Genomic DNA, 22,690 nt, shown 5'->3' on the forward strand with positions numbered 1-22,690 from the left:
CCAAGCCCGGTACCCTCGCGCTATGACCGAGAACGCCACCCGCACCGAAGTAGAGAACACCGCGGCAGAAAATAACGCGGCTGAGAACAACGCGGCAGAGAACACCGAATCGCTCCTGCAGATCCGATTCGTTCCCGAATTCAAAGCCGCAGCCGCCGCACGCCGCCTCAACGCCCGCGCACCCGAAAGCCACCTCGCCACCGTGCGCCGCGCCCGCAAAATCAACCGCATCCTCGGCGAAACCTACCCCTACGCCGTTGCAGAACTCGACTTTGACAACCCCTTCGAGCTACTCATCGCCACCGTGCTCTCAGCACAAACCACCGACGTGCGCGTCAACTCCGTCACCGGTGCACTCTTCGCACGCTACCCGGACGCCGCCGCGCTCGCCTCCGCACGTAGCGAAGAGGTCGAACCCTACATTCAGTCCCTCGGCTTCTACCGCGCCAAGGCACGCTCCATCGTCACCCTCTCCCAGCAGCTCGTAGAACGCCACAACGGGCAGGTTCCCTCAACCCTCGAAGAGCTCGTAGAACTCGCCGGAGTCGGCCGCAAAACCGCGAACGTGGTCCTCGGAAACGCCTTCGACGTGCCCGGACTGACCGTAGACACCCACTTCGGCCGCCTCGCACGCCGCATGGGATTCACCACCGCAGACGCCCCCGAGACGGTCGAAAAAGACGTCGCCGAACTCATCGAACGCAAAGACTGGACGCTCTTCTCACACCGCATGGTCTACCACGGCCGCCGCATCTGCCACGCCAAAAAGCCCGCCTGCGGCGTATGCCCCGTCGCCGATCTCTGCCCGTCCTATGGCGCCGGGGAGACGAACGAACAAGCAGCACGTAAACTCATGAAATACGAAATGGCACCCGGCCGAGAAGACCTGCACCTGCGATTCCTGCAGGGCGCAACCCGCCGCGAACTCATGGCAGAAGGCTACCCGCTCAGCGCCTAACGGCGACTGAGCCGAACCGGAATGTAGCCGCGCAGAAGAGAGGTACACAGATGAGCGAAAACACGTCCCAGCAGGAGGCGCAGCACCCCGCCCAGCAGGCACTGGCGGCTCTCGCAGAGGGCGGCGTGGAATTTGACGTCCAAGCCCTACTGCGCAGCGCACCCGCCAGCCCCCTGAGCAAAGAAGCCGCCGTGCTGATCCTCTTCGGAGTGCTCGACAACTCGCCCTCCACCGGCGAATTTGACGGCTGCCCCGAAAACGTCAGTGCCGACCTGGATGTACTGCTCCTCGTACGTGCCGCAACCCTGCGCTCACACGCCGGTCAGCCCGCCTTCCCCGGCGGCAAAATCGACCCCGAAGACTACGCGCTCGCCGAAACCACCGGCGAACCCGTCGCCCACATCGCCGCCCTGCGCGAGGCGGTCGAAGAAACCGGGCTCGACCCCGCCGGCGTGCAGATCCTCGGCCAGCTGCACACCCTGCCGCTACCCATCAGCAACTTCATGGTCACCCCCGTCATCGGCTGGTGGAACAGCCCCGTGCCCGTCGAAGTCGTCGACCACAACGAGTCCGCGCTCATCGCCCGCGTGCCCGTGCGCGACCTGCTCAACCCCGCCAACCGGCACACCGCCTACGTCAAACGCGGCCGCACCTCACACCGCACCCCCGCCTTCGAGGTGCGTATGCCCGGCGGCGAAGAATTCACGGTGTGGGGATTCACCGCGATTCTGCTGGACCGGATCTTCGACTCGCTTGGCTGGACCGTGCCCTGGGATACAAAAAAGATGCGCCCGGCACCCGGCTACGAGGAGTAAAGCTTATCGCAGAATAAACGCCTGACCAGCGGATATAGGGAGCAGAATAGTGCGCAGATAGGGGCGGTAGGTAACTTGAATGAAGTTACCTGCCGCCCCTATTTTTTTATTGCACGGTGCCGCTTATGCGCAGCTGATTATTTACCGCAGATTATTTACCGCTGATTATTTATTTACCCTCAGCGTAGTTGCGCACTCGCGCCACCGACACCGGAAAATCAACCGGCACACGACCGAACAGCAGACGCGCCGCCTCCGCAGCGCCCTCACGCACAATACGCTCCACGCGATCCGCCTCCAGCTCGGGACCGCACAGCAGAAGCTCATCGTGCAAAAAATACACAATGCGGGTGCGCATCGGCATACCAAAAATCCGCTCCGACAACAGACGAGAACGCACCGCGCCCATCCAACACAGAGCCCACTCCGCCGCCGTACCCTGCACAATAAAATTGCGGGTCATACGCCCGTGTGCACGCGCAGTCGACACCGCACGCGACTCAGCCGCCGGCGAAGACCGATCAGCCACAATCTCACGGAAACGCTCATCCACCGGCGGGGACGTACGACCCAAAAAAGTCGTCACCTGACCGCCCGCCTCACCAATGCGCGCGGCACGCTCCGTAAAGTCCATCGCCTGCGGAAAAAGCGCCGCCACATGCGGCAACAGGGCGCCAATCTCACCGCTGCGGCCGCCATACATAATCGCCAGCATGCCCACCTTCGCGTGGGAACGCTCCGTCAAACCCACACCCTTCATGCGCGCCAGCTCGGCAATACCCGCATACAGGTCAGCGCCACGACCCGCCGAAGCGAGCGCCTCATCACGGCTCAACGCCGCCAAAATACGCGGCTCAATCTGCGAGCCATCCGTCACCGTCAGCACCTGACCCTCCGGCGCCTGCACCGCCTGACGAATCTCCGCAGGAAGCTGCAACGCACCACCGCCGGAAGCGCCCCAGCGCCCCGTTGCGGCGCCACCCACCTCAAGATGCGGGCGGAACGCACCCTCAGAAACCCAAGTATCAGCCCACGTCCAGCCGTTAGCAGTCCAAATACGGTACAGCTTCTTATAACGCAGAATCGGGTCAATCAGCGCCCAACGCTTCTGCCGCTGGGCTGGAATCGCATCCGCCCAACTCTTCAACTCCCACGAACGCGTAGACTTCACCGAAACCCCCGCAGACTGCAAAGCACGCAAAAGATCCTGCGGCGAATCCGGGTTCAACGACGGCATAAACAGCATGCGCTGAATCTGCTCCGCCAACTCCTGCATCTTCTGCGGGCGCTCCCCAGGCACCGGGCGCGGACCCAACAACTCGCACAGATGCTCATGATGTGCCTGCACATTAAACGGGATGCCGTAATAGCCAATCTCAGCCGCCACCAATGCACCAGCAGACTCAGCCGCCGCCAAAAGACGCAGCCGCTCCGGGTGCCTCGACTCGCTAATAGCGCGCGCCTGCGCCAGCCATTCACGCATCAGCACGCGCACCACCGGATGCTCCGGCAGCAGAGTCACCGGGCCTGCCGCCAACTGCGGGGCAAAAGGCTCATGAGGCGCCGCCTCAAGGAAATCGGGGGAGGAATCAGCAGGGGGCTGGGTGGCGTTGGTAGCGGGGGCACTCAAAAAATCAGCGCCGAACAGCTCCTCCTGACCCTGAACCTGCCGCGCCACCGGCAGATACCCCTGAGGCTCGGCCGCCTCACGCACATCAGAAAGATCTAGCACCGGGCTGTACTCCACAAAACCGCTCGGATGCGTAGCGGCAGTCGTCAAAATTCGCTGCACTAGACGCAAATCATGGCACAGATGCACCCGCACCCCGCGGCGCAGAAGCAGCGGGTCAACGTGGCGGGTATCAGCCCAAATCCAGCGGGGGAAACGCCCCTGCGCCGAATCTGCCGCCTGCCGCTCCACCTCTCGCACATACGCCGGAAGATTCGCCGCACTCACCCGATCCGCGCGCGTAATCCGCGGAATAAAGGTCGGGTCCTGCAACTGCTCAGCGGTCGGCGCCGAAAAATGAAAAGCACCCCACGAGGTCACCGGCTGAGCACCGCGCGGGGACGCACCCGCGGCAATAGCCGATGTAACCGGGTGCGCGGAGGTGCCGGTCTGAGCGGTAATACCCGCGCCGGTGGCAGGACTGAGCAGAACGTACATTCTTCCATTATCGGTGACCGGGTGCGAAGGCGCGCGGTTTGTGGTCGTGGGTGGGCGGTTTGCAGAAGGGGCAGGGGAGGGCTGAACGTGCCGTGGTTTGTCATAAAAGTGCCGGATGCGTGCGTTTTGTTCGTTTAAGGTGCGTGCAACGTGGATATTTCGGGGTGTGCGAGGAGTTATCCACAGAACGCCCATTCTCTTAAAAATCGAGGCGAGTGCAATGCTCTCCTAGAGCTATGAACCCCTCCAACAATCCCGCCGAGCACACCGCCACCCCCAACGGCTACCCGCCCCGCACCGCGCAGAGTCCAATCACGCAGGCGCAGGGCCCCATTGCGCAGGCGCAGGGAATGGGGCAGTCGAGTATGAATCAGCCGGGCGTCCAGAACACCGGCGTGCACTCGCTACCCGCCCTGCTCATTCCCGAAGACTATCGCGCCCGCGCCGTCGCCCTGCACGCCCGTGAGCTGATCCTGCGCTCGCCGCAGATGAGTGCTATCGCCCTGGGCGGTTTTAGTGCCGGGTTCAGTGGCGGATTCAGTAACGGATCCAACGCCGGGTTTGAGAATGCAGGGGAGCGGCCGCCCACAGAGGGTGTAGCCGCCGCGGGCAGTGCAAACACTGCGAGCACCGCGGGCGGTGGGTTACTCCAGGAATCCCAGCCCCTCCGCGAGATCCTCGAAAACGCCGTGGACGAGGCAATCTGCGCCATCGACGGCGGATGCCGGGGGAATGCTCGGGGGAACACGAGCGCAGAAGGAACGGGCGCAGACGGAACTAATGTGACGAAGCCCCGAAAATTCCGCACCAAAACGGTGCACCCCGCGCCCACCTCCTGGAGCTACCCCAGCGTGGAATACGTGCCCGTCAACCGGCAGACCGCGCTACGCTACCTCGCCGCGGAACTCTACGGCCTCGGCGTCCTCGACCTGCTCCTTGACGAGGGGCAACGCGCCGGAACCATCACCGATATCTACGTGAACTCGCCCTGCGATATCTGGGCGGGCATCAACGGAACCACCCGCCCCGTGGCGCTGAGCCTCGGCAATGAGCGGCGCGTGCGTGACCTCGCCGAGCGGCTCATCCGCAGGCACGGCGGGCAGCTGGATGCCGCGCATCCGGCGGCTGACATTAGCGATGAGCACGGCAGGCGCATTCACGCGATTATCCCGCCGCTGAGCGAACGTACCCGGCTCTCCGTGCGTCTACCCGCCCGCGAGCGCCCCACCCTGGCGCAGCTGCAGGCCGCCGGGCTGTGCGATGAGGCAACCGCCGCCTACCTGCGCCGCATGATTGCTGAACGCCGCGGATTCCTCATTAGCGGGGGCACCGGTACCGGCAAAACCACCCTGCTCAACGCCCTGCTGGGGCTGTGTACGCCGCAGGAGCGCCTTATTTTGCTCGAAGACACCCCGGAGCTGACGCCGCAGCATGAGCAGGTTATTGCCCTCAAAACCCGCGCCGCCAACTCCGAGGGTGCCGGCGAAATCGGGCTGGGTGAGCTGATTGTGCAGGCGCTACGCATGGGCCCGGATCGGCTCGTGGTCGGTGAGTGCCGCGGCGCGGAGGTGGTGCATCTGCTGACCGCCATGAACACCGGTCACCGCGGCGCCGGAACGACCCTGCACGCCAATAGTGCGCAGGCGGTGCCCCTGCGTTTGTGCGCCCTGGGCGCGCTCGCCGGACTGGATAGTAGAACGGTCGCTCTACATACGGCGACGGCTTTTGAACGCATTATCCACCTGGAACATCGGGATGGTCGCCGTCGCATCGAGGGTATTTACAGCCTGCACCCCGCCACACGGGGGAGTGAAGAGTACCTGCAGGTCAGGCGTATTTCTACTGGTTCTGAAGTTGGGTACTAGCCCCCCCGAAATGGGGGGAAGCAGAAAACGTGAAAGGAGGAAGCAATGGAGCAGAACGAGAAGAGCAACGGAAGCCTTCGCGAACGCTGGGCTGAGCGCTGGGCCGAGCGTATCGCTGGAGCAGCCAGTGCCGAGGAAATGCGCATGTGGCCGCTCATGCTACGTACCCTCGCCCTGAACCTACGCGCCGGCATCCCCCTGCAGGAGGCGGTGCACGCCAACCCGAGCTCCGGGCAGTTCGGGGAGTTCGGGCAGGGCGAGCTGATGCAGGGTACGGGGAAAACGCGTGCGAAGAATAGCTCTCGGAAAAGCGCCCGATCCCGACGGGCACGAGGGCCCCTTTCCGAAGACTACGGGCACAAGCGGTGCGCCGAAGATATCCGCCGCTTCACGCAGGCTCTCGCCACGGTCACCTCCTGGGGTGCCCCCGCGCAGCTCGCCTGCGCCCAACTGCTCGAAAATAGCGCCCGGATGCGCCCGCACAGCCGCGAGCGCCTGCACGACCTGCAGCTGAGTCTGCGCATGAGCGAGAGCGCCGGTGCGCCGCTCGCCACGAGCCTGGAACGCGCCGCTGAACACGCCGAAGAACGCATCGACGCGCTCATGGGCAGGCAGAGCGCCCTCGCCGCACCACGCGCCACCGGCAGGATTCTCTCCTGGTTGCCGCTGCTCGGCCTGGGGCTGGGTGTGCTCATGGGAAGTGACCCCGTGGGCGTGCTGACCGAATCCGTTCTCGGGGCGCTCACCGGTTTGCTCGGGCTGGGGCTTGCCTTCGCCGGGCGCCGCTGGACCGCCGCGCTCGTGCATCGGGCAGAGGTGGAGAGCACGGCAAGTAATGGAGCCGAACAAACCTCGAATATGCCGCCCGTTGATACCGCCCTCGTGCTGGAACTACTCGCCGCGCAGTTGAGAGCCGGGCTCGCACCGCTCGCCGCACTGGGCACCCTCGCCGAGGCGCTTAACAGCCGACCGTTGCACACGGTCTGCCAGCGCCTGCAGATGGGCAGTGGCTGGGGGAGCGCCTGGTCGGGCTCCGCGGCGGGAACCTTCGGTGAGCTGCGGGATGCACTCGCCCCCGCCTACACGGGCGGCGCACCCAGCACGGCGCTACTGCTCTCCCTTGCCGATGCGCACCGCCTCAGCGAACGCCGCGCGGCAGAACGCGCCGCCGGAAAGCTCTCTGTAGCGCTCGTAGTACCCCTCGGGCTGTGCTCGCTACCCGCCTTTATCTGCCTGGGCATTGTACCCATCCTCATTTCGCTACTACCCACACTGACCGGCTAAAGAACCATGCCCATAAGCGCTGTTGACTAGCCGAAATGCCGAAAAGTTTAGACCTTTGCTTTAGACCTTTGCTCATCTGCCGTGAACGCGGATGAGTACCCACCCCGCCCCGAACGAACGGGGCACAACGAAAGGAAAACCAATGACGAACACCCTCTGCGAAGCAATCCGCCACGACCTGCACACTGCCGATGCTCCGGTCAACGCCCCGGCCGGTGCTCCGCGTGAAATTCAGCCCACCGCATCCGGCGCAGAAGCCCAGACCATTCTGGGCCCCGTGCCGCTGTCCGTTGACACCGCAACCACCATGAAGCAGTTGCGCGAAGAATGCCCCGAACTCTTTACTGATGCTGAGCTTTCCGCCGGCGCTGAACAGAAGCACGCCGGCCCCAGGATTGACCCTCACGAAATGGAGATTGATATGAACACGAATCACCTGAGCCCCGAGCAGGCGCTGACCATTGCCCGCGCTCTCGCCGAGGGATGCACCCTGGATGAATGCGGCGCCACCTGCCGCAGTCTGGGTGAGCACGCGCCCGACTGTACCGAATATGTACCCGCTGAGGAGCAGGAAAAGGTGCTCGAAGAGTACGCCCCGGCGGGCGATCCGGAGGAGGGCGCCTCCACCGCGGAGTACGGCATTGTGATGCTCGCGGCGGTCGGTTTCGCGGGCCTGCTGGTGCTGATTCTCAAGTCGGATGAGGTGCGTTCCATGCTCCTGGATATTGTGCGTAACGCCCTGTCGATTGCGGGCAACACGGGGTTGCTCTAGAACCTTTGGAGAATCCATCGCAGGGTTTGACTCTAGGTTTTGGGAGCCCTGGAAAATCAAGTCAGAAAGGAGGAATAAAGAATGAACGCTCATGTGAATTTGGGTGCTTTGTGGTGCACTTGCTCCGCAGGGAAAGCCGGAGCGGAACCAGCACCCTCGACCCCGCACAAGAGTCCAGCAGAAGAGGGCGTGATTACCGCCGAATTTGCGGTCGCCCTACCCGCCGTGACGGTGGTGCTCGCCCTCTGCCTGGGTGCCGCCTCCACGGGGGTTGCACAGCTGAAGGTGGAGGAGTCCGCGCGAACGGCTGCACGCGCCGCCGCCCGTGGAGATTCCGAGGTGCAGATTCGCTCCGCCGTTAGCCGCATCGACCCGGCGCAGAGCGTGCAGATTTCCGTTTCTCCTGATGATGCAGCCGTGACGGAGGCGGGGCGCGCCCGGCAAGTGCACGTGCGGGTGAGCCGCCCCGCCCCCGGTGTAATCGGCTCGGCAACCGGCTGGGTGCTGCGGGCGGACGCCCACGCCCGCGTTGAAGGCGGCAGCGAAAACGATGCTGAAAACGGTGCGGTGCATGAGAACGAGTAGAGCCGCTATGTGCCCCGCTCCGAAGGCATCCTCCGAGAATCAACGCCCCGAAGAGGGGAGCGGCACCGTCCTCGCCCTCACCATTATTGCCGCATTACTGGTGCTGACCGTGGTGATTGCCGGGCTCATCGGGGTGGTATTCGCGAACCGCAGGGCATCCGCAGCCGCCGATTTGAGCGCGCTCGCGGCGGCGGATGCCTACCGCGGGCTCACCGAGGGCGACCCGTGCGCGGTCGCGGCGGATCTTGCCGAACGCCACGGGGCGCACCTGGAATCCTGCACTTTTCCGGATCGACCCGAAACGGTGGAGGTGACGGTCGCCGTCCCCGTCGCAGGGCCCATGGGGATGCTGGGCCCGGCGAGGGTGCGTGCCCGCGCCGGGGCTGAGCGCCCCGAAGAAGAGCATGACGCGGCGGGCAACGCGGAGGAGCTGAGCTCCGATGAGGTTGCCGCGTTGGAGGAGGAGCTGGAAGCTGGGCAGGATTCGGTACCCGAATCTCCCGAGCCGGAAAACCCTGCCGAGTCAGAAAACCCAGATGAGTCGGAAAGCCCTGCCGACTAGGTTATTTGCACTCGCCGGGAGTTGTCATCCCAGCGCGCCCCGCGTCCCCAGTGTGCCCTACACCCCAGTGCGCTCTATGCCTCCGCCATGCTCCGCAACATTGCCTGCAGTAGCGCCCGTGCGCCGTGCTTGCTGAGCGGCTCGTTGCGGTTGCCGCACTTGGGTGAGTGTACGCAGGAGGGGCAGCCGTTGTCGCATCCGCAGCTTTCGATGGCTTCGAGGGTGGCGCTCAGCCACTGCGTAACCGCGTTGAAGCCGCGCTCGCTAATACCCGCACCGCCGGGGGCTGCGTCGTAGACGAAAATGGTGGGCCTGCCGGTGTCTACGTGAAGCAGCGTGGAGAGCCCGCCCAAGTCCCAGCGGTCGCTGGTGGCGATGAGCGGCAGCAGTCCGATGGCGGCGTGCTCGGCGGCGTGTAGGGTGCCGGGGCCGTCCTCTTCGGTCACGCCCGCGCCGAATAGGTAGCTGGGTTCGAAGGTGAACCAAACCGCCTCGGTCATGAGCACTTCCGGCGGCATGGGTTGTGCCTCTTCGCCCAGGTATTCGCCGCCGTAGACGGAGAAGCGCCGGTAGCCGGTGACCTGGTCGGTGACCTGAACCTGCCCGCGGTGCATGGTGAGCGGGGCAAGCTGCTGCGCGTTGGTTTCGGGGATAGAGATTTCGGGAACAGGCTCTCCAGGAGCGGGTTCACCGGGAACATACTCACTGGGAGCAGTCTCGCCGGGAACCGCTTCCCCAACAGCGTTTTGCGCACCGTAACTAACCCGTGCACGCTCGACCAGAATACGCACCTCGGTGCTCTCAATGGCGCGCGTGTAGTAGTCCGGGTAGACGCGACTGAGTAGAATCACGCGCTCGCCCTCGCTGAGGGACTCGACCACGTACTGCGCGTTCTGGTGAATGTAGATTGCGCCCGGGTGCCCCTGGCTCATGGCGTGCGCGGCGTCCATGGTGCCAACCAGGGTGCCGTCTTCGGCGTCGATGAGCTGGTAGGGGCCGCCACCGGTTCCGCGGATATCGACCAGGTCGGCGGCTGATTCGGCGTGCGTCCAGTACCAGCCGTCCGGGCGGCGACGCAGGTACCCCTGCTGCACCAGCCGATCCAGCAGGGCTGCGGTATGCGGCCCGAACAGGCTCAGCTCTTCGGCACGGAGGGGTGCCTCCTGCGCGGCGGCGCACAGCTGCGGTGAGAGCACGTACGGGTTTGTCGGGTCGAAAACGGTCGCCTCAACCTCCTGCCCGAAAATCGCCTCCGGGTGGTGCACCAGGTAGGTGTCGAGCGGGTTGTCGTCGGCAATGAGCACGGCGAGCGCGTCCTGACCGCTTCGACCCGCGCGGCCCACGCGCTGCATGAAGGAGGCACGGGTACCCGGCCAGCCAGCCACGAGTACGGCGTCCAGCCCGGAGATGTCGATACCCAGTTCCAGTGCGGAGGTGCTCGCCAGGCCGAGCAGTTCGCCGTTGCGGAGTTTGCGTTCGAGTTCGCGGCGTTCTTCGGGGGTGTACCCGGCGCGGTATGCGGCGACGCGGTGGGAGAGGCCCGCCTCCACCTCGTCGAGGTAGCGTTGGGTCTTCTGCGAGAGGATTTCTACGCTGCGGCGCGAACCGGCGAAAACCAGGGAGCGGGTGCGGGAAAGCACCAGGTCGGTGAGCATTTGCGCGCCCTGCTCCACGGGGGAGACGCGGCGCGGCGCCTCCTGCTCAGCCTTCGACTGAACCGCTTGCTGCTGGGTGCTGCGGGCGCCCTTGGCGAGCTGATCGTGCGCCTTGGGCGGCATGAATTCGGGCTCCCAGAGCGCGACGGTGGTTTCACCGCGCGCGGAGGTGGACTCGGTAATGGCGGTGACCGCCTGCTGCGGCACGCCAATGAGCTTAGAGAAAGACTCGACCGGGTTGGAACTGGTCGCGGAAGCGCCGTAGAACACGGGTACGGTGCGGTAGAGCGCGCAGACGCGGCGCAGGCGGCGCAGCAGGTTGGCGATGTGCGCGCCGAAAACGCCGCGGTAGCTGTGTGCCTCGTCGAGCACCACGTAGCGCAGCCCGCGCAGGAAGGATGCCCACTGCCGGTGGTTGCTCAGGATTGAGTAGTTGAGCATGTCCGGGGTGGTGAGGATGAAGTTGGCGTGTTCGCGGATCCAGCGGCGTTCGCCGGTTGGGGTGTCGCCGTCGTAGCTTGCCGCGTGGAGTCCGGGCAGGTTGTAGGAGGTGAGGGCGGTGAGCTGGTCGGCGGAGAGTGCTTTCGCCGGTGAAATGTAGAGAACGTTCGATCTATTATTAAGGTTTTCCTCCCCAGAATACGCGGAAGTTGAGCTCACCGGCTCGCCGCACGATGCACGATAAATAGCGTCCAGGGTAGGCATCAGGTAGCTCAGGGTCTTGCCCGAGGCGGTACCAGTCGCCACAATCACGTGCCCGCCGCTGCCGGTGCTCTTTACGTCTTCGGCGTGCGCGGGAGTCGGTGCTTCAACCCGCTCAGCCTCAATCCGCCCCGCCTGCCAGCCGTAGCGTGCCGCACTTGCCGCCAGCGCCGCATCAAGACCCGCGTGGGCGGCGTCTGCCGCCTGCACCTGGTGGGCGTAGGGCTCGGCAATGCCGAGCGATTCAAAGGCCTCCACCACGCGCGGATGCAACCACTGCGGCCACGGCGCGTAGCTCGCCTCCCTGGCGGCAATGGTGTGAATATGGGTCACCTGCTCGGGTAGGGTTCCGGTGCGTTCTGCCTCCGGCAATAAGGACGCCAGCACCTGCTGTGCGCTCACGGGTAGCTCGCGGTAGCGTAGCGTTTTTGGGTGCGCCGCAGACTGCCCCTGCTCGTGCCGGTGAGCGGGTTGCTGTTCAGGGTGCTGGTTGGCGTTCTGCGAGGAGGTACTGTGCGGCATGGGTTCCATTGTAGAGCGGTGGGCTAAAACCTGACCTGCCGCCGGTCACGCGCTACCCTGGACGCCGGCTCCGAGCCCGGTTCCGCACCCGCTCGGATCCTGCCCTGACCCCGAGCTTAGCCCCTGCCCCGACCCTGAGTCCAACCCCGCCCCGGCACCGCTTCTGTGCCGCCGACCCCGTAGTCAGCGCGCACATATCAAAAAATTTGCATGCTTTAGACGTATATGACGATAAAATAGTTTCGTGGCTCAAAATAAGATTATTCTGTATTACCAGTTCGCCCCCATCGCCGACCCGCAGGCGGTCATGCTCTGGCAGCGTGCCCTCTGCGAGAAGCTCGGCCTGCGCGGGCGCATCCTCATTTCCAAGCACGGTATTAACGGCACCCTCGGCGGCGAAATCAACGCGGTCAAGGCGTACACCAAGGAAACCCGCAAGTACCCCGGCTTCAAGAACATGGAGTTCAAGTGGTCCGAGGGTGGCGCGGAGGACTTCCCCCGCCTGTCCGTGAAGGCACGCGACGAGATTGTGGCTTTCGGCGCTCCCGACGAGCTGCAGGTGGACGAGAACGGCGTCGTTGGCGGCGGCGTGCACCTGAAGCCTGAAGAGGTTAACAAGCTTGTTGAAGAGCGCGGCGACGAAGTGGTCTTCTTTGACGGCCGTAACGCGTTCGAGGCGAAGATTGGCAAGTTCAAGAACGCTATCGTTCCCGACGTGCGCACCACCCACGACTTCATCCGCGAGATCGAGTCCGGCAAGTACGACCACATTAAGGACAAGCCGGTCGTCACCTACTGCACCGGCGGTATTCGCTGTGAGATTCTCTCCGCGCTGATGAAGAACCGCGGCTTCAAGGAGATCTACCAGATCGACGGCGGTATCGTGCGTTACGGCGAGAAGTACGGCGATAAGGAACTGTGGGAAGGCTCGCTCTACGTCTTCGACAAGCGCATGCACATGGAGTTCACCCCGGACACCGTCACCATCGGCAAGTGCGAACAGTGCGGCGCCCCCTCGAACAAGTTCGAGAACTGCTCCAACGATTCCTGCCGCGAGCTGGTTCTGCTCTGCCCCGAGTGCGCAGCTGATGACGCGAAGCGCCACTGCGTGCCCGAGTGCTCGGTGGACCGCGAAGCAGCTGAGGCGAACGCCTAATGGCAGCCGCTAAGGGCGGCGCGGTTCAGATTTCTGAACCTCGCATTGAGGAGCACCCGGCGATGGTCGTTGCCGGCGTTTCGCAGGTGTTCCCCCTGGATGGCGACTTCTCCTCGCTGTGGGATGAGCTGAATCAGAAGGCGTCCCCGGCGATGCTGGATGTTCTGAATGTGACCCAGTACCTGGGCGTGTGCACTCAGCCGAACCCGAAGGGTCAGGTCCGCTACACGGCGGGCTTCCTGGTGTCGGAGCCGGCGAGCGCGGCGAAGCTTGGTCTGGGCGTGCTGGAGTTGCCTGCGAGCACCTACGCGGTGGTTGAGGTGACCGGCCCGATTTCGGAGTCCATTCCGGCTGGCTTTGCGAGCTTTGAGGAGGCGTTCTTCGCGAAGAATCCGCAGTACCGCCCGGTGGGCGGCCTTGAGGTGTACGGTCGCGGCGATATGCAGGCGGCTGATTACCGTATGGAGCTGTGGGTTCCGCTGGTAAAGCGTTCCTAGGGCAGTTTGTTTCTGTCGTTTTAGTTGCAGTTTTAGCTGTTGAATAGAAGGGCCCGGTGGTGCGATGTGTTCGTGCCGCCGGGCTTTTTTGTACCCTTTTCGGCTGTATTTTGTGCCAGCATTTTGTGGCGGTATGTGTGCCCCGGGTGGGTGGGGCGTGCGGGTGGTGTGTGCGGCGAAAGGGGAGCGGTGCTCTGTGCGTAATACCCCGAAACAAAATACTTGACATGTAAAGTATTTTGGTTTAGATTTAAACCACCAGCCCGGCACTACACGAACCCGGGCGCAACTCGCTAAGGAAAAACAATGAGCACCCCCACTAACCCCAGCACCCCGCAGCTCGACGAATCCATCCGCATCAGTCACCTCGAACCCATGCGCGGTGAGGAGAAGAAGCTCGGCTTCCTCTCCTTCGGCCACTGGGCTGAGGTTCCCGGCTCCCGCGTGCCCTCCGCGGCAGAATCTCTGCACCAGGCAATCGACCTTGCCGTAGGTGCCGAAGACATCGGGCTGGACGGTGCGTTCTTCCGCGTGCACCACTTCGACCAGCAGCAGGCAACCCCCTACCCGCTGCTCTCCGCAATCGCCGCCAAGACCGAACGCATCGAGCTCGGCACCGGCGTGATTGACATGCGCTACGAAAACCCGCTCTACATGGCTGAACTTGCCGCCATAGCAGACCTCATTGCGGCGGGCCGACTGCAGCTCGGTGTCTCCCGCGGTTCGCCCGAATCCGTGATTCGCGGCTTTGAGAGCTTCGGCTACTACCCGGCAGAAGGCGAAAACGAGAGCGATATGGCGCGCCGCCACCTCGACATTTTCCTCAAGGCAATCGAGGGTGAGGGTATGGCGCCCAGTGCCCGTGTGGCGGGCAAGTACGCCCCCGTCCAGCCGCAGTCGCCGGGTCTGCGCGAGCGCATCTGGTGGGGCGCGGGCACCGATAGCACCGCCGTGTGGACCGCGCAGAAGGGTCTGAATCTCATGTCTTCAACCCTGATGCTGGAAGATAAGGGTATTCCGTTCGATCAGCAGCAGGCGCAGCAGATTCGCCTTTTCCGCTCCGGGTGGGTGAAGGCGGGCAATTCGGGTGTTCCGCGTGTTTCGGTGTCCCGCTCGGTGCTGCCCATTATTGATGAAACCTCGGCGCGCTACTTCGGTCGCTGCGCGGCAGAGGACTCGCAGGATTACACCGGCATTATTGACAACAGCTTCTCCCGCTTTGGTCGTAGCTACATTGGCGATCCGGCGGATATTGCCGAAGAGCTCGCCCGTGACGAGGCAGTCCAGGCAGCGGACACCGTGCTGCTGACCGTACCAAACCAGCTGGGCGTGGACTTCAATCTGAAGATGCTGGATGCCATCGTCAAGGAAATCAAGCCCGCGCTGACCACCAAGTAAAGCCCCTGAGGTGAAGACTCCGCAGAACCTTCTGCGCTAGCAGGGTTTCGCGCCAGCGTGCCGCCGTCGCTTCCGTGATGGGCGGTGGTCGCTGATGAGCGCGAACTCTGCCGCCTCCCGAGGGCAAGGGCGCGGAGCACGTGCGACAGCCCGCACAAGTGGACAATTGGTCAGTTATCACTGTATAGTCATCGTATGCTGACTATTGCTTCACACCTCGACGTCATGAACCGGCTCGGCCGCGCCATGGCCGACCCGACACGTTCCCGGATTCTGATGACCCTCCTCAGCGGCCCGAGCTATCCAGCCGTGCTCTCGCGCGAGCTGGAGCTGACCCGCTCGAACGTGTCCAACCACCTGACCTGCCTGCGCGATTGCGGAATCGTCGTCGCCGAGCCCGAGGGCCGCCAGACGCGCTACGAGATCGCCGACCCGCACCTCGCCGCGGCGCTGACGTCCCTGATCGACGTCACGCTCGCGGTGGACGAGGCCGCGCCGTGCATCGACCCGGCATGCTCGGTGTCGGGCTGCTGTGGAACGGCGGCGGGAGCATGAGCGAGACCCTGACCACCGCACGCCGCGCGATGCTGCACCGGCGGGTCCGCTTCATCGTCGGCTTCACGATCACGTACAACGTAATCGAGGCAATCGTCGCAGTCTGGGCAGGCGTCCTCGCCTCGTCCGCGGCGCTCATTGGCTTCGGGCTCGACTCGGTTGTCGAGGTACTCTCGGCCGCGGCCGTCACCTGGCAGTTCACCCGCAAGGACCCTGAGCGGTGGGAAACGGTCACCGTCAAGGCCATCGGCATCGCGTTCTTCGCGCTGGCGGCCTACGTCTCGATCGACGCGGTGCTGGCCCTGGTCGGCCAGGAGGGCCCCGACCGCAGCCCGCTGGGTCTCGGTATCACCGCGCTGAGCCTGGTCGTCATGCCTCTGCTGGCGTGGATTGAGGTCCGCACCGGGCGGGAGCTGGGCTCCAAGAGCGTGATGGCCGACGCCAAGCAGCTCATCCTGTGCATCTACCTCTCCGGTGCGGTGTTCATCGGCCTCGTCCTCGACAGCCTGTTCGGCTGGTGGTGGGCTGACTCGGTCGCGGCGCTGGTCGTGGCGGTGCTCGCGGTGCGCGAAGGCCTGGAGGCCTGGCGCGGCGACGTCGAGTCGCCGTTCGAAGTGCTAGAGGACCTCGAAGACGAGGACGACTGACCCGTCGCCCGACGATGAAGAGCCAGTGCTGCAACCCAGACATGCGCTACAAAAACCCGCTCTACATGGCTGAACTTGCCGCCATGGCCGATCTCATTGCGGCGGGTCGACTGCAGCTGGGTGTGGACTTCAACCTGAAGATGCTCGACGCAATCGTCAAGGAGATCAAGCCCGCGCTGACCACCAAGTAAAGACTCTGAGGTGAAGGTCCTGGGGTAAAGACCCTGAGGTAGACCCCGTGCCAAGCTGTTTCCAGCGCTCTGTAATGCGCTGAGATGCTTGTTTCCATACAGCTTGAGCCACGCATACAGCGATGCCCCGGCAGGCACCCGCAAGGGTTCCGCCGGGGCATTACTATGCTCACGTTCTTAGGAATCCTTCTGTCTAGAAATCCCTCTGTCTAAAAGTCTTTCGTCTTTTCCCAGGGCTCAATAGCGCCCGGAACCACCTCAAAGAGCGGATGCGCGCACGCCGCCAACTCGCCGCGCGCCGCCAGGCGCTCGCTCAACTGGTGCTCCCACTCGGGGTCGCGCCCAGCCACCTTGTGCCGCAGAAAGGCGAGCTCGTACTCCAACTGGCCCAAAGGAACGGGAATCAATGCGACTGAAGCGTACGGGTCTTCCGCCTTGTCGGCACCGTTTTTACCTGCGCTATTCTCGCCCGCATCATCTTCGCCTGCACCAATCAGCGCACGGTTGAACGAGTAGCCGCGGGCATCCGCCTCATCCGCCAGCCCCCACAGGTAGGCGGCAACCGCCTCCAGCGGCTGCGGATGCGCGCGAAAACGAATCAGCTGCGGATGGTTCGTGTACCCGCGAGTCAGACCCCGCAGCACCTTCTGCGCCAGCAGAGTTTCACGCCAACAGGCGACCAGGGCGCGACGATCGAGCAGGGAAGGGTGAAGGGACCAAAAGCGCACGCCTAGCCCTGCGCTTCTGCCGCATGTACCTCAGCGGCATTTTCGTCAGCCGATGCTGCGCCCGCGTGCTCGTCGCTAAAGTGCAGGAAGCTCTTGAGCACCAGCTCACGCACCGCGTGCAGCAGGGTGTCGCGCGGATGCTGCTCCTGCGTACCGCGCGCGGCGGCGGCAGCCTCATCGTATTCGGGCCAGGACAGCAGCATAGCAAGAGCAGCCACAATCTGACCCACGGCAAGCTCACCATCGCTCGCCGACGCAAAACCTGCCGTCTCGGTGGAGAGCAGCTGGGTGCGGCACAGACCCGAACCGGCACGCAGCAAAATGACGCTGGGGTGCTCTGCACCGGGGCGGCCGTGGCGTTCCTCGGTGACGTCCTCGGCAACCTCCAGGTGTGCGGTTAGGAGCGCCTCATCGTCCATGGTGGCGAGGCGGTCGTAGCGGCGCACGGACTCGGTGAGGGCGCGGGCGATGGGCTGCTGAATCGGGTAGGTGATCTCCTCGAAACGCTGCAGGGGCTCGGTCACGCCTGCCGCGGTCGCCTCGGTCGGGCGGCGCAGCCAAATCATGCCGAAACCAATAGAATGAACGTTCCGGGAAGCGAAGTCGTTCAGGTACGCCACGTAGGTCTGCTCGTAGTGGCTGCGGTCGCGGTTCTCGCTCGCATCCTTCAACCAGGTCTCCGCGTAGGAGGCGGGGGTCAGCGCCTCACGCTGAATAAACCAGGCCTCCGCGCCGCCGTCGGCAACCCAGGCGCGCGGGCGCTCATCCCACGGGCGCGGTGCATCCGGATCCTCAGAATCGCGAATAATTTCCCAGTTACCCAGCATCTGCGCGCGACCACCGGGCACCAGCACCGACGGCAGCTGACGCACCATCGTGCTCACAATTTCGTCACCGGGCAGGCCGCCGTCGCGGTAGGTGAACTGCTCCTCGGCGCTCTCACCGGCAACGCGCGGGGTAATCACGAACGGCGGGTTTGACACCACCAGGTCGAAAAGCTCACCGGCGACCGGCTCCAGCAGGGAACCCTCACGCAGGCTCACGCGCGCCTGCGGGTTCTGCGGATCAATATTGAGTGCCTGCGCGTTCAGCAGCAGGTTAAAACGGGTGAACGCCAGGGCACGCTCCGAAATGTCGGTGGCGGTCACGTGCTTAGCGTGGGCGAGCAGGTGGAAGGTCTGAATACCGCAGCCAGTGCCCACATCCAGGGCACGCTTGACGGGGGTGCGCTCGGTAATCTGTGCCAGAGTCAGGGAGGCGTGACCAATGCCGAGCACGTGATCCTTACGGAGCACGCCGGGGCGCTGATGCGCACCCAGGTCGGCGGCAACAAAGATTTCGGTGCCGTCATCGGCGGCGTGCGGGCGCAAATCAACGCTCGCGGACCAGCGGGTAGAATCCGCAGCGTCGCGCTCAATCAGCGCGGCATTCTCGAAGTCAACCAGGGTATCGCCGAAAACCTCGGCTGCCTCAGACACAGTGAGCGGGCGAGCCAGCAGGAAAAACGCCAGCAGACGCGCCAGGTTCTTCTTACCCGCGCTGTAATCGCCGCGCAGAATATGCTCCACACGCCACAGGCCCGGAACTACCTGGTCGCGAGCCATCGCCTCAGCCGCCTCAGCACCGAGCAGTTCCTGCACAGCGTCATAGCTGTAGTTCAACGCCAACAGGCGTTCACGGATGCGGGTCAGGCGGGCGTAATCATCGCTGCGGGGAGCATCCGCAACGGCGGCGTACTCGGGAGCGAAAGAGGCGGCAGAAATAGTCATGCACACCATTCTACGCACCCGCCGCATCTGCCCGGGCGCGCCCACCGTGTATAGGCGGCAGCGCAATGACACAGCCCCGACCCACCCACTGACCAAAACCGTCATCTGCGCAAGAGCACCCACCCCATCGCATACACTGAAACCATGAGTAACCTGTACCCCGATGAAAGTATCAGCGTCGACAAGTGCTGGGAGCGTCTGCACGCAAACACTCTCGGCCGCCTCATCCTCACTGACGGACAGCACGTCGATGTGCTGCCCGTGCTCTACGCCGTCGCCAGCCAAGACGACAAGCAGGAAATCTATATCCGCACCACCCGCGGCAACAAGTTCTCCTCCGTGGTGGTCAGCCGCCGCGTCGCCTTCGAAATCGACGAAACCCTCGAAGACGGCATCCGCTCCGTCATCGTGGTCGGTATCGCCCACTGGCTACCGCCGGAAATGACCCCGCAGATTGTGCGCACCTTCGACCTGCCCGATTCCGAAACCCACGAAATGCAGTGGGTGCGCATTGCGCCGCAGACCGTGTACGGCCGCGAATACCCGCTGTTGCCCGCATACCTGGACGGCACCCACCCCGACTCTGATACCCTCACCAGCTAGAAACGCAGGTGAGCGGGTGCGGTGCGCCCCAGCAACCGCCCCCATGTATCCCGTGCACACACCACCGCTCCGGTACCGTATGATGTACCGAGTACCCTGCGCACTTATGCAAGCTCAACACGCCCGGTCCTCATCAACCAGAACCGGGCCAGCTCGCCTCGCGCCGGGTTCCGTGCGCTCGCCGCATGAAACGAACCGAGCGCACCACATCAACCCAACATAAACTACACCCCCACCGATCACCTCACCCGCGTACAACCACACCCCGCCGGCGCCCACAAGCGCCAGCGTAGGTTATGGTTGAATACGTAGCTTTTCAACACACAGATAGAGGAGTGCCGTGCCCGCTCAGGCAAAGACCGGAAAAGCCCTGCTGATTGTGGAGTCTCCCTCCAAGGTCAAAACCATTAGCAGCTACCTCGGCGAGGACTACCTTGTCGACTCGTCCATGGGCCATATCCGCGACCTTCCGCAGCCCTCCGAACTGCCCGAAAACCTCAAAAAGAGCCCCGTCGGCAAGTTCGCTGTCAACGTTGAAGAGAACTTCGAACCCTACTACGTGGTCAACCCCGACAAAAAGAAAAAGGTCGCCGAACTCAAGCGCAAGCTCAAAGAAGTAGACGCGCTCTACCTGGCAACCGATGGTGACCGCGAAGGTGAAGCCATCGCATGGCACCTGAAGGAAGTCCTCAAGCCCAAGGTACCCGTCTACCGCATGACCTTCCCCGAAATCACCCGGGAAGCCATTCAGCGTGCCTTCGGCGAACTGCGCGACATCGACCTGCACCTGGTCGACGCACAGGAAACCCGCCGCATCCTCGACCGCATCTACGGTTACGAAATTTCCCCCGTACTCTGGCGCAAGGTCGGCCGCGGCCTCTCCGCAGGTCGCGTGCAGTCCGTCGCAACCCGCCTCGTCGTTGAACGCGAACGCGAACGCATGGCATTCGTCGCCGCCAACTACTGGGACCTGACCGGACGCTTCCTGACCGCAGCCTCCGAAGGCTTCGACGCCAAGCTGGTCGCTGTAGACGGCAACCGCATCGCCACCGGCAAGGACTTCGCAGACAACGGCACCCTCAACACCTCCAAGGTCACCCACCTGAACGAGGAAGCCGCCCGCGCGCTCGCCGCAGCCCTGCAGACCGCCGCGTTCTCCGTACGCTCCGTTGAGACCAAGCCGTACAAGCGCCGCCCGGCAGCACCGTTCACCACCTCCACCCTGCAGCAGGAAGCCGCCCGTAAGCTGCGTTTCTCCTCCCGCGTGACCATGCAGGTGGCGCAGCGCCTCTACGAAAACGGTTACATCACCTACATGCGTACCGACTCGGTGGCGCTGAGCGAGCAGGCAATCTCCGCCGCACGCCGTCAGGCATCCGAGCTGTACGGCGCAGAATTCGTGCCCTCCGCACCGCGCGTGTACACCTCCAAGAGCAAGAACGCACAGGAAGCCCACGAAGCAATCCGCCCCGCCGGTGACACCTTCCGTACCCCGGACGCTGTGCGCGGCTCCCTGTCCAACGACGAATTCCGCCTCTACGAACTGATCTGGAAGCGTACCGTCGCCTCCCAGATGGCTGACGCGACCGGTTCCACCGCCTCCGTGCGCCTGGGCGCCGTGGCATCTAACGGCCAGGACGCTGAGTTCGCTGCATCCGGAACCGTCATCACCTTCCGCGGCTTCCTCGCCGCCTACGAGGAGGGCGTTGACGCATCCCGCGTGGCTGAGCGTGAGGCGAAGGACGCTGAGAAGCGCCTGCCGAACCTGACCACCGGCGAGGCGCTGACCGCCGAGGCGATTGAACCCGCCGGCCACGAGACCCTGCCGCCCCCGCGCTACACCGAGGCGTCCCTCGTGAAGACCCTGGACGAGCTGGGCATCGGCCGCCCGTCTACTTACGCGGCGGTTATTTCGACCATCATGGACCGCGGATACGTGAACGTTCGTTCTGGTTCGCTGATTCCGTCCTGGATCGCGTTCTCCGTGGTGCGCCTGCTCGAATCCAGCTTCGGCCCCTACGTGAACTACGAGTTCACCGCGCAGATGGAAGAAGACCTCGACCGCATCGCACGCGGCGAAGAATCCCGCGTCGAATGGCTGGGCGAGTTCTACTTCGGCGGCGGCTCCAAGCGCGGCCTGAAGCCCATCGTAGACAACCTCGGCGAGATTGACGCCCGTAGCATCAACTCCATCCCGATTGCGGACGGCATTGTGCTGCGCGTGGGCAAGTTCGGCCCCTACCTGGAAGCCGAAGGCACCCTCGACACCGAGACCGGCGAGCTGACCGAACCGATCCGCGCGAACGTACCCGCCGACCTGGCACCGGACGAACTGACCGAAGCGAAGGCACGCGAACTGCTCGAACAGGGCAAGTCCGACGGCCGCGTGCTCGGCGTTGACCCGGTCTCCGGCAACCAGATTGTGGCTCGCGACGGCCGCTATGGCCCCTACGTCACCGAGGTAATCGAGGAGATGACCGAGGAACAGATTCAGGCGTACCTGGACGCGCAGCCGACCGAATACTACAAGAACGGCAAGCCCAAGCCGAAGAAGAAGCCGAAGCCCGCCAAGCCTCGCACCGCGTCCCTGTTCAAGTCCATGGACCTGGCGACCGTGACCCTGGAACAGGCGCTGCAGCTGATGAGTCTGCCGCGCGTGCTCGGTACCGACGCTGAGGGCGTGGAGATTACCGTGCAGAACGGCCGCTTTGGCCCGTACCTGAAGAAGGGCACGGACTCCCGCTCGATTGGCAGCGAGGACGAGATTTTCACGATTACGCTGGAGCAGGCACTGGAGATTTACTCCCAGCCGAAGCAGCGCGGCCGTGCGGCGGCTAAGCCTCCGCTGGCTGAGCTGGGCGTGGACCCGGTCAGCGAGAAGAAGATCGTGGTGAAGGACGGCCGCTTTGGCCCGTACATCACCGACGGTATTACGAACATTACGGTTCCGCGTGCGGAGTCGGTCGAGTCGCTGACCCACGAGCGTGCGGTGCAGCTGCTGGCTGACAAGCGTGCGAAGGGCCCGGTCAAGCGTAAGACCGCCGCGAAGAAGACCACTACTGCGAAGAAGACTACGACTCGTAAGACTGCGGCGAAGTCTACTACCGCGAAGAAGACGACCACTCGTAAGACTGCGGCAAAGAAGACCGCCGAGTAACGCTTCTGCTTGAAGGCGCAGGATGCGTCCCGAAACCCCCGCGTGGGGGAGGGGCGCCTCCTGCGCCTTTTGCGTGCCCGAGGAAGGTTTTTATGCCCGTGC

Annotated in this window: 18 protein-coding genes and 1 pseudogene; 15 read left to right on the forward strand and 4 right to left on the reverse strand. The window is 63.9% G+C overall.

The features are described 5' to 3' along the window. The first annotated feature begins 22 nt into the window (after positions 1 to 22). Together nth and O3649_RS00265 are read left to right on the forward strand one after the other, a co-directional pair. On the forward strand, positions 23 to 958 hold the full coding sequence (gene nth, locus O3649_RS00260) for an endonuclease III (RefSeq protein ID WP_070629983.1): 936 nt from the start codon (positions 23 to 25) through the stop codon (positions 956 to 958). A 50-nt stretch (positions 959 to 1,008) separates the two neighbouring features. Then, on the forward strand, positions 1,009 to 1,773 hold the full coding sequence (locus O3649_RS00265) for a CoA pyrophosphatase (RefSeq protein ID WP_070629982.1): 765 nt from the start codon (positions 1,009 to 1,011) through the stop codon (positions 1,771 to 1,773). 169 nt (positions 1,774 to 1,942) lie between these two features. Here O3649_RS00265 and O3649_RS00270 read toward each other — a convergent pair whose 3' ends face one another. Further along, positions 1,943 to 3,940, reverse strand: a complete 1,998-nt coding sequence (locus tag O3649_RS00270; RefSeq protein ID WP_371572250.1) for a bifunctional 3'-5' exonuclease/DNA polymerase — start codon at positions 3,938 to 3,940, stop codon at positions 1,943 to 1,945. Between the two features lie 236 nt (positions 3,941 to 4,176). Between O3649_RS00270 and O3649_RS00275 the strand changes: the two genes are divergently transcribed. From O3649_RS00275 to O3649_RS00295, 5 genes are all read left to right on the forward strand, one after another. Further along, positions 4,177 to 5,805, forward strand: a complete 1,629-nt coding sequence (locus O3649_RS00275; protein ID WP_371572252.1) for a CpaF family protein — start codon at positions 4,177 to 4,179, stop codon at positions 5,803 to 5,805. Positions 5,806 to 5,850: 45 nt separating this feature from the next. Continuing rightward, positions 5,851 to 7,089: a type II secretion system F family protein gene (locus tag O3649_RS00280; protein ID WP_371572254.1), complete on the forward strand. Its 1,239-nt coding sequence runs from the start codon at positions 5,851 to 5,853 to the stop codon at positions 7,087 to 7,089. A gap of 142 nt (positions 7,090 to 7,231) precedes the next feature. Continuing rightward, positions 7,232 to 7,861 carry a DUF4244 domain-containing protein gene (locus O3649_RS00285; protein ID WP_314608521.1) on the forward strand — a complete coding sequence of 210 codons (630 nt, stop codon included), beginning with the start codon at positions 7,232 to 7,234 and terminating at the stop codon, positions 7,859 to 7,861. Between the two features lie 189 nt (positions 7,862 to 8,050). Then, positions 8,051 to 8,446, forward strand: coding sequence for a TadE family type IV pilus minor pilin (locus O3649_RS00290; protein ID WP_314608522.1), 396 nt, complete (start codon positions 8,051 to 8,053; stop codon positions 8,444 to 8,446). Positions 8,447 to 8,453: 7 nt separating this feature from the next. Then, positions 8,454 to 9,008: an Rv3654c family TadE-like protein gene (locus O3649_RS00295; protein WP_371572257.1), complete on the forward strand. Its 555-nt coding sequence runs from the start codon at positions 8,454 to 8,456 to the stop codon at positions 9,006 to 9,008. Between the two features lie 74 nt (positions 9,009 to 9,082). Here O3649_RS00295 and O3649_RS00300 read toward each other — a convergent pair whose 3' ends face one another. Continuing rightward, the gene (locus O3649_RS00300) at positions 9,083 to 11,896 is read right to left on the reverse strand and encodes a DEAD/DEAH box helicase (protein WP_371572258.1); all 2,814 of its coding nucleotides are present in this window, start codon (positions 11,894 to 11,896) and stop codon (positions 9,083 to 9,085) included. A gap of 235 nt (positions 11,897 to 12,131) precedes the next feature. On the opposite strand from O3649_RS00300, the gene O3649_RS00305 reads away from it, so the two are divergent. The 6 genes and pseudogenes from O3649_RS00305 to O3649_RS00330 form a co-directional block, all read left to right on the forward strand. Beyond that, entirely contained in the window at positions 12,132 to 13,043 is a 912-nt protein-coding gene (locus O3649_RS00305) for a rhodanese-related sulfurtransferase (RefSeq protein ID WP_005504694.1), read from the forward strand. Beyond that, the gene (locus O3649_RS00310) at positions 13,043 to 13,540 is read left to right on the forward strand and encodes a GyrI-like domain-containing protein (protein ID WP_005504695.1); all 498 of its coding nucleotides are present in this window, start codon (positions 13,043 to 13,045) and stop codon (positions 13,538 to 13,540) included. The genes O3649_RS00305 and O3649_RS00310 overlap by 1 nt, the downstream gene beginning before the upstream one ends. A 306-nt stretch (positions 13,541 to 13,846) precedes the next feature. Further along, positions 13,847 to 14,938, forward strand: coding sequence for an LLM class flavin-dependent oxidoreductase (locus tag O3649_RS00315; RefSeq protein ID WP_371572260.1), 1,092 nt, complete (start codon positions 13,847 to 13,849; stop codon positions 14,936 to 14,938). A 195-nt stretch (positions 14,939 to 15,133) separates the two neighbouring features. Next, positions 15,134 to 15,493, forward strand: coding sequence for a helix-turn-helix transcriptional regulator (locus O3649_RS00320; protein WP_005508274.1), 360 nt, complete (start codon positions 15,134 to 15,136; stop codon positions 15,491 to 15,493). Beyond that, positions 15,490 to 16,140 carry a cation diffusion facilitator family transporter gene (locus O3649_RS00325; protein ID WP_005508275.1) on the forward strand — a complete coding sequence of 217 codons (651 nt, stop codon included), beginning with the start codon at positions 15,490 to 15,492 and terminating at the stop codon, positions 16,138 to 16,140. The genes O3649_RS00320 and O3649_RS00325 overlap by 4 nt, the downstream gene beginning before the upstream one ends. 38 nt (positions 16,141 to 16,178) lie before the next feature. After that, positions 16,179 to 16,265: pseudogene (locus tag O3649_RS00330) on the forward strand (luciferase); the annotation flags it as partial. A 275-nt stretch (positions 16,266 to 16,540) separates the two neighbouring features. On the opposite strand, the gene O3649_RS00335 reads toward O3649_RS00330, so the two are convergent. Continuing rightward, on the reverse strand, positions 16,541 to 17,059 hold the full coding sequence (locus O3649_RS00335) for a pyrimidine dimer DNA glycosylase/endonuclease V (RefSeq protein ID WP_371572262.1): 519 nt from the start codon (positions 17,057 to 17,059) through the stop codon (positions 16,541 to 16,543). A gap of 2 nt (positions 17,060 to 17,061) precedes the next feature. Next, positions 17,062 to 18,828: a methyltransferase gene (locus O3649_RS00340; RefSeq protein WP_246826891.1), complete on the reverse strand. Its 1,767-nt coding sequence runs from the start codon at positions 18,826 to 18,828 to the stop codon at positions 17,062 to 17,064. Between the two features lie 144 nt (positions 18,829 to 18,972). Between O3649_RS00340 and O3649_RS00345 the strand changes: the two genes are divergently transcribed. Next, on the forward strand, positions 18,973 to 19,431 hold the full coding sequence (locus O3649_RS00345) for a pyridoxamine 5'-phosphate oxidase family protein (RefSeq protein WP_044145909.1): 459 nt from the start codon (positions 18,973 to 18,975) through the stop codon (positions 19,429 to 19,431). A gap of 340 nt (positions 19,432 to 19,771) precedes the next feature. Next, on the forward strand, positions 19,772 to 22,588 hold the full coding sequence (topA, locus tag O3649_RS00350) for a type I DNA topoisomerase (RefSeq protein ID WP_371572264.1): 2,817 nt from the start codon (positions 19,772 to 19,774) through the stop codon (positions 22,586 to 22,588). The last annotated feature ends 102 nt before the right edge of the window (positions 22,589 to 22,690 follow it).

Origin of the sequence: Rothia sp. 27098_8_29, from assembly GCF_041432785.1 — a bacterium.
Classification (GTDB): domain Bacteria; phylum Actinomycetota; class Actinomycetes; order Actinomycetales; family Micrococcaceae; genus Rothia; species Rothia mucilaginosa.

Coding starts and splice junctions, on each gene's coding strand:
- O3649_RS00265 (WP_070629982.1), top strand. CDS start 1,009: ATGAGCGAAAACACGTCCCAGCAGGAGGCGCAGCACCCCGCCCAGCAG.
- O3649_RS00320 (WP_005508274.1), top strand. CDS start 15,134: ATGCTGACTATTGCTTCACACCTCGACGTCATGAACCGGCTCGGCCGC.
- O3649_RS00315 (WP_371572260.1), top strand. CDS start 13,847: ATGAGCACCCCCACTAACCCCAGCACCCCGCAGCTCGACGAATCCATC.
- O3649_RS00325 (WP_005508275.1), top strand. CDS start 15,490: ATGAGCGAGACCCTGACCACCGCACGCCGCGCGATGCTGCACCGGCGG.
- O3649_RS00275 (WP_371572252.1), top strand. CDS start 4,177: ATGAACCCCTCCAACAATCCCGCCGAGCACACCGCCACCCCCAACGGC.
- O3649_RS00270 (WP_371572250.1), bottom strand. CDS start 3,940: ATGTACGTTCTGCTCAGTCCTGCCACCGGCGCGGGTATTACCGCTCAG.
- O3649_RS00280 (WP_371572254.1), top strand. CDS start 5,851: ATGGAGCAGAACGAGAAGAGCAACGGAAGCCTTCGCGAACGCTGGGCT.
- O3649_RS00310 (WP_005504695.1), top strand. CDS start 13,043: ATGGCAGCCGCTAAGGGCGGCGCGGTTCAGATTTCTGAACCTCGCATT.
- O3649_RS00295 (WP_371572257.1), top strand. CDS start 8,454: ATGTGCCCCGCTCCGAAGGCATCCTCCGAGAATCAACGCCCCGAAGAG.
- O3649_RS00285 (WP_314608521.1), top strand. CDS start 7,232: ATGACGAACACCCTCTGCGAAGCAATCCGCCACGACCTGCACACTGCC.
- nth (WP_070629983.1), top strand. CDS start 23: ATGACCGAGAACGCCACCCGCACCGAAGTAGAGAACACCGCGGCAGAA.
- O3649_RS00300 (WP_371572258.1), bottom strand. CDS start 11,896: ATGGAACCCATGCCGCACAGTACCTCCTCGCAGAACGCCAACCAGCAC.
- O3649_RS00345 (WP_044145909.1), top strand. CDS start 18,973: ATGAGTAACCTGTACCCCGATGAAAGTATCAGCGTCGACAAGTGCTGG.
- O3649_RS00340 (WP_246826891.1), bottom strand. CDS start 18,828: ATGACTATTTCTGCCGCCTCTTTCGCTCCCGAGTACGCCGCCGTTGCG.